Raw genomic sequence first — 9,622 nt, 5'->3', positions numbered from 1 at the left:
GGCGAGTTCGGTGAGCGTGGTGCGGCGGGGTCCGGCGCAGATGTAGTACGCGATCTCGGTCGGATCGGAGAGGGATCGGCGGGCGAGCAGCCAGTGCCCGCGCCCGGGTGCCCAGGCGATCCGGATCGGGATCCGCACCCAGGAGTATTCGCGCCGGCCGTGCGCGCCGTCGCCGACGGAGATCCGGCGCCACTGCTTCGCCGGGACCGCGGCGATCATCTCGTCGGCGCGACCGGCGCGACCGTGCGGGGTGAACACGTCGTCGTTGCAGCGCGTGGCCAGGACGTAGGAAATATCGCGTTCCTCGAGCCAGACCCGCAGGTACTTCACCTGCCCGTAGGCCTCGTCCGCGGTGACCCAGGAGAACGGGACCTGTGCGTCGAGGGCGCGTTCGATCATGTGTTGTGCCAGTCTCGGTTTGGTCGCGAACTCGATGTCGTCAGTGATGCCGGCGGCGCGGCACCGGTCGCGGTCGGAGGTCCAGGATTCGGGCAAGTACAGCTCCCGGTCGATCAAGGCGTGGCCGGCGCCGCTGGCGTAGGCGAGGAAGACGCCGATCTGGCAGTTTTCCACCCGTCCGGCGGTGCCCGAGTACTGGCGTTGCACCCCGGCCGAGCGGGTGCCTTTCTTGAGGAATCCGGTGTCGTCGACGATCAGTACACCGGCCGGATCGCCGAGGCGTTCGACCACGTAGTCACGGACGTCGTCGCGGACGCCGTCGACGTCCCAGTCCGCGCGCCGCAGCAACCGTTGCATCCCGTCCGGGCTGATCTCGCCGGCGCGCTCGGCGAGGGTCCACCCGTTCTTGCGTTCCAGACCTGCAACCAAACCCGTCACATATTCACGGACTCGGGACCGCGGCTCCGACCGGGCGAACCGACCGGAGATCCGCTCATGCAACGCTTCCAACTCGGCAGCAACCAGATCGAGGACCACACAATCAGTATCGTCTACCTGTCAAGCAAGTGCCGTTGCAGTATTAGACCGGCGGGGCGACGAACAAGCCCTTGTCGACGTCGTTGAACGACTTGGCGGCCACGAATTCGTCCATGGCGTTGGCGGTGCCCCACTGATCGGTCACCTCCGGCTCGGAGAAGTCGTAGAGGTGCGGATGCCAGGTGTCCTCGTCGAGAACGTCCAACTCGGTGGTGTACTCCATCGTGTTGCCGTTGGGATCGAGGAAGTACGAGAAGGTGTTGTTTCCCGCCAGGTGCCGGCCCGGTCCCCAAATCTTCTCCACCCCGGCGCGCAGCATCTTGCCGGTGCCGCGCATGTATTCGTCGATGCCGCGCAACTCGAACGAGGCATGGTGCAGGGCTGGGTGCGGGCCGCGGGCAATGGCCATCGAATGGTGAAAGCTGTTGGTCCGCATGAACCACATCATGTTGCCCATCCGCGGGTGCATCAGGATGTCGGAGACCTTGAAGCCGAAGTACTTCTCGTAGAATGCGACCGTCCCTTCGGGGTCGGTGGTGTTGACCACCACATGCGAGAGTTTGACCGGAATGGCCTCGCCCTCTTCGACCTTGCGGTGCCGGCGGACCGCGACGTCGGCGGAGATCTCGATGGTGCGGCCGTCGTTGTCGAAGAACCGGAACCCGTATCCGCCGCCGGGTGTCTGCAGGGTGCCGGGCTCGTTGATCAGCTGCACCTCGCCGCGGCCGAGCTTCTCGGCCAGGGTATCGACGGCGGCCGCGTCGGCGGCGCCGTAGGAGATCAGGTCCAGACGCTTGTCGGTGGCCTTGCGGATGCGCACCACGTACTGCTCGGGGGATCCCTCCGCGGCGAGATAGGTGGTTTCACCGTCGGTGCCGGCGACGGACAGGCCCCACTGGTGGGTGTAGAAGTCGAGCTGCTTGTCGAAGTCGGGCACGGCGAGCGCGACGTGCCGCAGGTGGGTGAAGGCGTACTCGGTCATCGGATACTCCAGAAGGTGAGAAAAAGGGGTGTCGAGTGCCTGGTGTTCAGGCCGGGGTGCTGACGAGGTCGGCGATCCGGTGCATCAGGGTGGGGACGTCGGCGTCGGGGTCGGCATCGAGCATCCACTGCCCGAGCTGGACCGAGGCGTCGACGACGGCCTTGGCGCGGGGCAGGCGGCGGGCGGTGAACGCCTCCCACAAGTGGTCACCCACCGGTTGCCCGATGAGTAGCTCGCTGAGCACCGCCGCATCTTCGAGGGCCTGCGCTCCGCCTTGGGCGAGGGTGGGTGGGCACACGTGCGCGGCGTCGCCGATGAATACGATGCGCCCTCGGTTCCACGGCTTGTCGAGCACGTGAGTTTCGAACCAGGTGTAATTGACGGCGTCCGGATCGGTGAGCCGGGCGGTGATGTCGTCCCACGGTCCGTGGTACTGCGCGGCGAGTGCCCGCATGATCTCGAGCTGTTCCTGCCTGGTCAGCGACGAGCGATCCCGGGCGTCTTCGACAATGTAGGCATACATCGAATCCGGACCGGTCGGACAGTATCCGGCGATGTATCCGGCGCCTCCGTAGAACAGGTCTGTGCGGGTGATCGACTCGGGCCGTGAGCAGACCAGCCTCCAGATGCCCATCCCGGTGGGGCGCGTTTCGAGGTCGATGCCGAGGGCGCGGCGGGTGGCCGAGCGGACCCCGTCCGCGCCGATCACCACGTCGTAGCGCCCACTGGCCCCGTCGGAGAAGGTGACGTCGACGCCGGCGTCGTCTTGGGCGATCGAGACGGCGGTGACGCCGAAGCGGATTTTCGCTCCCGCGGCCTCGGCGACGCCGTGCAGGATGGCCGCCAAGCGGGGACGCTCCATACCGACCGTAGCCGGCAGGTCGGGTCCGCCGGTGCGGGCGTCGGGGATCTCCGCGATCAGCGCCCCGGTCTCGTCGGACGCCCGGATTCCCAGAGTGTCGAACCCCCACCCACTCTCGCTGACCTGCTCCCACACACCGAGGTCACGCAGAACGCGCAGGGCGTTGCCCTGCAGGGTGATCCCGGACCCGACGGCAGAGGCGCGTGCCTTTGCCTCGATCAGATGGACGCCGACACCGGCGCGAGCGAGGAAAATCGCGGCCGCCGAACCCGAGATGCCGCCTCCGATGACGAGGACGGAACGTGCGGTAGAAGTGTGCATCGATGTTGCTCCCAGAGACGGTTCGTATCGGCGAACGAGCTTCGTGTCGTGTTCCACTGTGAGACCTGCGCCACCATCAGGGAAGGCGCAAGTGGTAATGCTCGGTATAAACTGGATTTATGTTCAACTCGGCGGTAAAGGTTTGTCGGTGACGGCGAGGCAGGGTCGCGGCTCGAGTGACACACCACCCTTGCGCGCACTGGCGAATCTGGACCTGAACCTTCTCGTCACTCTCGACGCGATCGTGCAGAACCAAAGCGTCACCCGGGCGGCCGAGCAACTCGGCGTCACCCAACCGGCGGTCTCGGCCGCGCTGGCGCGGCTGCGCCGCCATTTCGCGGACGAGATCCTCCATCGGGTCGGCAATCGATATCAGCTGACGCCGTTCGGTGTAGATCTGCGCCAGCGCACCCGGCTGGCCCTGTCCGGCGTCGAGCGTGTCTTCGGTAGTCGAGGGATCTTCGAGGCCACCGACACGGCGCGCGAATTCTCGGTCGTCGTCAGCGATTACGCCACGGCCATACTCGGGCGACGATTGACCGATCTGATCACCGCGCACGCACCACATGCACGGCTGCGCTTCATACCCACTACCCCCGACCACGTCGCCCGCGCCGAGCAGATGCTCACCGCCCTCGACGTCATGCTCATCCCGCACGGCTTCGTCACCGACCTGCCCAACAGCGAGGTGTTTCGCGACGATTGGGTCGTGGTGACGGACCACGAACACCGGGTCGCGTACGACGGTCCCACGGTCGACGATCTGCGGACACTTCCGTGGGTGCTCGTCTACCACAGCCAGACCGCGTCGACGCCTGCCGCGCGCCAACTGCGCATGATCGGGATCGAACCCCGAGCGCAGGTGATCACCGAAAGCTTCCTCACCGTACGAAGTCTCGTCGTCGGCAGCGATCGGATCGCCCTGGTCCCCCGCCGCCTGCTCGACGTCCCAGGCATGCGCGACGGACTCAACGCTCACCGGTCCCCGGTGGACCTCGGCCCGCTCGTGCAGGCCATGTGGTGGCACCCCGTCTACGACCACGAACCCGAACACCGGTTTCTCCGCGAGCTGATCCTGCAGGCCGCCCGCGAGGTGTGCGGACCGCTACCACCCGCCGAGTAGGACGCATCAGCCGAGCGATGCCACGAAGGCGCGTTCGGCCTGGTCGATCAGGTCGATCTGCTCGAGGATCTCACGGGGGCTGGACTCTCCGACCACCTTCTGCAGCAACAAGGTCCGATCCAATACCAGATCACGCACGTACTGCAGCGGGGCGGGGGCGTGATGGAACATCTGCCCCAGAACGTACGCCTGCTGGGATTGGCGGGCGGTGTGGGGCTTGCGAGGAGCCTCGAATACCTCGAGCGCCCGGCGCACAGCCTGATAGTCCCACAGATCCACCCCGGCCAAGCGGCGACCGACGAAGTAACCGTCCTCGGTGGCCATACCGGCCCCGTACGCCGCATAGGGGGACGTCGGATGGGCGGCGTCCCCGACCAAGGTGGCCCGCCCCTTCGACCACTGCTTCAGCGGTTTGCGGTCCCGAATCGGCCACCGCTGCACGTCGGCAGGATCGGTGGCTGCGATGAGCTGCGGCAGCGGGTGCGGGAAGTCCGCACCCAGCCGGGTGGCGGCGGCATGGAAGTCCCCGGCGAACTCGTCATCCGCGTCATGCGCTTCCAGCACCCACCATTGGAAACCGTTGCGGCCCTTGTGCCGGATGGATGTCCAGGAGCCTTGAACCTTCCGATTGTGCGAGACGACGCACAGGCCCCGCTGGACATCGATCTCGTCGGCGTAGATGAAACCACCGAAGATGTGGAGGTTGTGCTCGCGCTTCGGAGAATCGCCCCACAACGTACGGCGCACCAGCGAGTCGATTCCGTCGGCACCGATAACCACGTCCGCTTCCTCGATGGTGCCGTCGGCCATGTGCAGGCGCACCCCGCCCTCGTCCTGCTCGATATGGTCGACGCCGCGGTTGACCTGCAACACACCCGGCGGCAATGCCGCGAGGAGCCGCTCATACAACTCCGGGCGCAGCAACCCGATGAATCCGCCGCCGTAGTCGCGGATCACGTCCTCGGGCAGTTCGACCCTGGCCCGGGTGTGACCGTCGACGCTGCGGAACTCCGAGTAGCACGGCGCACCGAGGTCGGAGATATCTACGCCGAGCAGGCCGAGGGCCTTGATCGGCGGTGGCCACAGGTTGAGGATGTTGCCCGCCGGCCGCGCCTGACGGTACCGCTCGAGCAGCACGACGTCGTGACCGGCCTGGTGAGCCGACAAGGCGGCTGCCATACCCGCGGGACCGGCGCCGATAATCGCGACGCGGCCTCGCGTCCGGGGGGATGCACTCATGGAACAGTCAACTTTCTGCAGGGGGTGACGGGCCCGACCGTCGACGGGTCGGGACAATTAGGCAGGGCTTGCGGGTTCGTCAGGGAACCTCGTGCGTGCTCACGACCGGATCGCCGACGACCAGATCCGGAAACGCTTCGAGAAATGTGCGGGTGTGCTCGTGGCTCATGTGAGCATCGAGATCGGCACGTTCGCGCCATATTTCGACACCGACGATGGTGTTCTCGTCGGACAGGTCGACGTAGAAGCCGTATGACTGGCACCCCTCGTCACCGCGGGTGGCATCGGCGACGACACGGGCGGCGGTGACGAACTCCTCCCGCCGACCCGGCGCAGTCTGCGCGCGACCGATCACGATCAGCATGTGTCCTCCTGTATGTACCGAGCCCTTGAGGTGTTCTCCGGTGGTCTGCGCGACTCGGGACCGGTGGGCGCGGTTGGGGCTATTCTCAAACCGTAGTAACCACTACGGTTAGCACAATAATGTGCTCCGGGTCACCCGTTGTCAACCCCAGCCGCGTAGAAGGGAGAATGTGGTGATGCCCGTTCCCGATGCCGACATCTCACCCGCCGCCGACGACGATCTCGCCGTCCGGCTCCCGCGGCAACGGCGCAGCCGTGAAGCCTGGGCCCGGATCCTCGACGCCGGCGTCGGGATCATCGAGGACGGCGGCTACGACGCGTTCACCATCGCGGCCGTATGCCAACGGGCCGACGTCGCTCCCCGCGCCCTGTACGAGCGGGTCAACAGCAAGGACGGCCTCTTCCTCGCCGTGTACGAGCACAAGATGAACCAGGTCACGCACGATCAGGACGTACTGTTCGACGGCAGCCAGTGGACGCAATCAAGTCCGGAAGAGCTGATCCGCGGCGCGGTCCGAGCCATGGTGGAACTCTTCGCCCCGCACGCCCGGTTTCTGCGGTCGGTCATTTTGATCTCAGGCGTACATCCCGAGGTCTACCGACGTGGCAGCGTGTACGCCCGCTCGCTCGGTGACCGCTTCACCGCCGTAGTCATGCGCGCCGCCGCGAACATCGACCACGCCGACCCTGAGACGGCTGTCCGCATGTCCTTCAGCACCGCGTTCTCCGCGCTCGTGCTCCGCGTCAGCTATGGACCGGGGTTCGCCGCCCCCGCGGTCGACGTCGACACCTTCATCACACACCTGACGGACATGATCGGCAGCTACCTGCTCCACTCCGCCGACGGGCCGACCTGACCCGCATTCGACTTCCCGAGAGGGAGGGTGCGTTCGCCGACGTCGACGCCGCCGCGTCGTGGCGCCCGGGCGACACCACCACCGTGCAACGGATCCGGAACTCGCCTACGTCCAGACCTACGTCCGATTCACCGGCATCGCCTGCCGCGCAGGCGTGTTCCCCGAGCGGGGACGCAGCGCACTCGAGCTGATGAACGTGGAAACGATCTTCCTGCGTGAGCACACGCCATCGGACTGCCGGATCCATTACGCGATCCTCGACGGTGCGCCAGCGCTGGCCGAAGGCTTCACCCGGCGCGCCTCCTGGGCGTGATCGCCTAGGACAGGGCGAGCCGGCGCTCGGCGAGCGTCACGTGCTGTGCGAGGACGGGGCCGATGCCGGCGAGCGCTTCCGGACTCGTCATCTGCTGGTGCGATACGGGAACGGCGTGTTCGATAATCTCGCCGCCGATGTGGGGCCTCCACGCGGAGACGCCGGTGGGGGCATCCACAGAGTCCGCCGCACCGAAGAACAGCAGATCGAGGCCGATCGGTGTCGACGGGCGGTGCGCGAGGGCGAGGTCGACCGTCTGGGTGAATACCCGGTGGACGGCGTCGAGGTCGTCCGCGGTCACGGCTGCGAACAGTCCGCCGGTGCGGCGCAGCACCTCCACCGCGCGATCCGTGGTCGCCGCCGCATCCTCGTCACCCGGGACCACCGCGCCGAGCTCCGCCAGAAGTGCAGCCACGGTGGGCTTTTCCGTTGTGAGACCTAATCCTTCGGTCAGGTGTGTGTCGAGCATCGCGAGGGTGGCCACCTCGTCGCCGCCCGCCGTGAGCTGCACCGCCATCTCATGGGCGATCTGACCACCGACCGAGTAGCCGACCAGGTGATACGGGCCGTGCGGCTGCACCGCGCGGATCCGCTGGACGTACCGGGCGGCGAGATCCTCCAAGGAGTCGACCTGCAGGTCGGGGTCGGTCAGCGCAGGGGATTGCAGCCCGTACACCGGGCGGTCACCGAGGTACTGCACCAGCCCGGTGAAGCACCAGGCCAACCCGATCGCGGGGTGGATGCAGAACACCGGGTTGCCGGTTCCGGTGGTTCGCAGCGGCAGCAGCACGTCGAGCGACGGGTCGGCGGCATCCTCCGCCCGGGAGTCCTCCGGCGCCGTGGCGATCATGTGTGCCAGGGCTTCCGGCGTCGGATGGGTGAAGATCCACTGCACCGGCACGGCGCGCGCAGACGATTCGGCAATCCGGGCGATCACGCTCGTCGCGGTGAGCGACGTACCGCCGAGGGTGAAGTAGTTGTCGTCGAGGCCGACCCGGTCCAGCCCGAGCCCCTCGGCGAACGCGGCGGCCACCACCTCCTCGGTCGCGTTGCGCGGTGCCCGGTACGCGGCGCGCGCCGCGGTGAAGTCCGGCTCCGGCAGGGCGGCGCGGTCGAGTTTCCCGTTCGCGGTGACCGGCACGGCGTCGAGGACCGTCACGGTCGCGGGGACCATGTGCGGGGCCAACCGCGCACGGGCGTGCGCCAGGACCGCGGACGTGTCCAGCAGCGAACCCGCAGCGGGGACCACGTAGCCGGCCAACCGGTCGCCGCTGGTGTTCACGACGGCGCGATCGATACCGGGGTATCCGAGGAGGGCCGATTCGATTTCGCCGAGTTCGACGCGGAAACCACGAATCTTCACCTGAAAATCCGAGCGACCCACATACTCGAGCACCGGCCCACCCTCCGAACGCCGCCACCGCACCACATCCCCCGTCCGATACATCCGATCCCCCGGCCCACCGAACGGATCCGCAACGAACCGCCCCGCCGTCAACCCCGACCGGTTCCGATACCCCCGCGCCAGCGCCGGACCCGACAAATACAACTCCCCCGCCGCCCCGAACGGCACCGGCCGCAACCGCCCATCCAACACCAACTCACCGAACCCACGAACCGGACCACCCACCGTCACCGACTCCCCCACCACCAAACCACCACTGACATTCGACATGATCGTCGCCTCCGTCGGCCCATACGCATTGAACATCCGCCGACCCGCAGCCCACCGCGCAACCAACTCCGGCGGGCACGCCTCACCCGCCACCACCAAAGCACCCAACGCCCCCAACCCCACCGGATCAACCGACGACAACGCCGTCGGCGTCAACACCGCATGCGTCACCGACTCCCCCACCAGAATCCGCGCCAACTCCTCCCCACCGTAAACCGTCGGCGGAACCACCACCAACCGCGCACCCAACCCCAACGCCCACACCAACTCGAACACCGACGCATCGAAACTCGGTGACGCACAATGCAACACCCGAGCACCCGCACACACCCCGAAACCCGAACGCTGCGCAGCCACCACATTCGCCAACCCCCGATGCGTCACCACCACACCCTTCGGCACACCCGTCGACCCCGACGTATAAATCACATACGCCGCCTGCCCCACCCGCACCCGCGCACCCCGATCCACATCCGTCACCACCCCCGCCGACACCGACGACAACCGCGACACAACCGCCACATCATCGAGCACCACCCACCGCACCGAACCCGGCAACCGATCCCGCACCTTCGAGACCGTCACCCCCACCACCACACCCGAATCCGTCAGCATGTGCTCCACACGCCCCACCGGATACTGCGGATCCACCGGCAAAAACGCCGCCCCCGTCTTCGCCACCGCCCACACCGACAACACCGACTCGACTGACCGCGCCACCGCCACAGCCACCACCGACTCCGCACCCACCCCCGCCCCCAACAACACCCGCGCCAACCGATTCGACGCCTCATCCAACTCCCGATACGTCAACCGACGATCCCCACACACCACCGCCACCGCACCCGGATCCGCAACCACCGACGCCGCCAACAACTCCGGCAACGACACCTCCGACACCGACACCCCACCCACCACCGGAGTCAAGCACTCCAACTCCGCCACACCGAT

The 9,622-nt window shown here is 67.1% G+C and carries 9 protein-coding genes; 3 read left to right on the top strand and 6 right to left on the bottom strand.

What is annotated here, in order from left to right; all coding sequences use genetic code 11:
• The 3 genes from ACNJ7E_RS00385 to ACNJ7E_RS00375 all read right to left on the bottom strand — a co-directional run.
• Positions 1-936: IS701 family transposase (locus ACNJ7E_RS00385; protein WP_418338726.1), on the bottom strand; the 936-nt coding region annotated here is incomplete at its 3' end.
• Between the two features lie 43 nt (positions 937-979).
• On the bottom strand, positions 980-1,918 hold the full coding sequence (locus ACNJ7E_RS00380) for a VOC family protein (RefSeq protein WP_280784326.1): 939 nt from the start codon (positions 1,916-1,918) through the stop codon (positions 980-982).
• A 46-nt stretch (positions 1,919-1,964) separates the two neighbouring features.
• Positions 1,965-3,101 (bottom strand): FAD-dependent monooxygenase, encoded by a 1,137-nt coding sequence (locus ACNJ7E_RS00375; RefSeq protein WP_418338724.1) that lies wholly within the window; start codon positions 3,099-3,101, stop codon positions 1,965-1,967.
• A gap of 148 nt (positions 3,102-3,249) precedes the next feature.
• On the opposite strand from ACNJ7E_RS00375, the gene ACNJ7E_RS00370 reads away from it, so the two are divergent.
• On the top strand, positions 3,250-4,224 hold the full coding sequence (locus tag ACNJ7E_RS00370) for a LysR family transcriptional regulator (protein WP_280784328.1): 975 nt from the start codon (positions 3,250-3,252) through the stop codon (positions 4,222-4,224).
• 6 nt (positions 4,225-4,230) lie between these two features.
• Here the strand turns inward: ACNJ7E_RS00370 and ACNJ7E_RS00365 are convergent, their stop codons facing one another.
• Together ACNJ7E_RS00365 and ACNJ7E_RS00360 are read right to left on the bottom strand one after the other, a co-directional pair.
• A complete protein-coding gene (locus tag ACNJ7E_RS00365; protein WP_280784329.1) occupies positions 4,231-5,463 on the bottom strand; it encodes an FAD-dependent oxidoreductase in 1,233 nt (410 codons plus the stop codon).
• 79 nt (positions 5,464-5,542) lie between these two features.
• Positions 5,543-5,827 (bottom strand): putative quinol monooxygenase, encoded by a 285-nt coding sequence (locus ACNJ7E_RS00360; RefSeq protein WP_280784330.1) that lies wholly within the window; start codon positions 5,825-5,827, stop codon positions 5,543-5,545.
• A 175-nt stretch (positions 5,828-6,002) separates the two neighbouring features.
• Between ACNJ7E_RS00360 and ACNJ7E_RS00355 the strand changes: the two genes are divergently transcribed.
• Both ACNJ7E_RS00355 and ACNJ7E_RS00350 read left to right on the top strand, forming a co-directional pair.
• On the top strand, positions 6,003-6,683 hold the full coding sequence (locus tag ACNJ7E_RS00355; protein WP_418338723.1) for a TetR/AcrR family transcriptional regulator: 681 nt from the start codon (positions 6,003-6,005) through the stop codon (positions 6,681-6,683).
• 58 nt (positions 6,684-6,741) lie between these two features.
• Positions 6,742-6,996, top strand: a complete 255-nt coding sequence (locus tag ACNJ7E_RS00350) for a hypothetical protein (protein ID WP_280784332.1) — start codon at positions 6,742-6,744, stop codon at positions 6,994-6,996.
• 4 nt (positions 6,997-7,000) lie between these two features.
• Here ACNJ7E_RS00350 and ACNJ7E_RS00345 read toward each other — a convergent pair.
• A partial coding sequence (locus ACNJ7E_RS00345) for an amino acid adenylation domain-containing protein (protein ID WP_418338721.1) occupies positions 7,001-9,622 on the bottom strand: 2,622 nt, incomplete at its 5' end.

The sequence above is a fragment of the Rhodococcus mengyinensis genome, assembly GCF_048381435.1.
Lineage (GTDB): Bacteria > Actinomycetota > Actinomycetes > Mycobacteriales > Mycobacteriaceae > Rhodococcus_F > Rhodococcus_F opacus_D.
The sequence above is the reverse complement of the archived record's forward strand: the minus strand, read 5'-3'. Positions and strand labels throughout refer to the sequence as shown.

What these genes read in the sequence shown, in the direction of transcription:
- ACNJ7E_RS00380 (WP_280784326.1), bottom strand. Translation starts at nt 1,918, where the DNA reads ATGACCGAGTACGCCTTCACCCACCTGCGGCACGTCGCGCTCGCCGTG.
- ACNJ7E_RS00375 (WP_418338724.1), bottom strand. Translation starts at nt 3,101, where the DNA reads ATGCACACTTCTACCGCACGTTCCGTCCTCGTCATCGGAGGCGGCATC.
- ACNJ7E_RS00365 (WP_280784329.1), bottom strand. Translation starts at nt 5,463, where the DNA reads ATGAGTGCATCCCCCCGGACGCGAGGCCGCGTCGCGATTATCGGCGCC.
- ACNJ7E_RS00360 (WP_280784330.1), bottom strand. Translation starts at nt 5,827, where the DNA reads ATGCTGATCGTGATCGGTCGCGCGCAGACTGCGCCGGGTCGGCGGGAG.
- ACNJ7E_RS00355 (WP_418338723.1), top strand. Translation starts at nt 6,003, where the DNA reads ATGCCCGTTCCCGATGCCGACATCTCACCCGCCGCCGACGACGATCTC.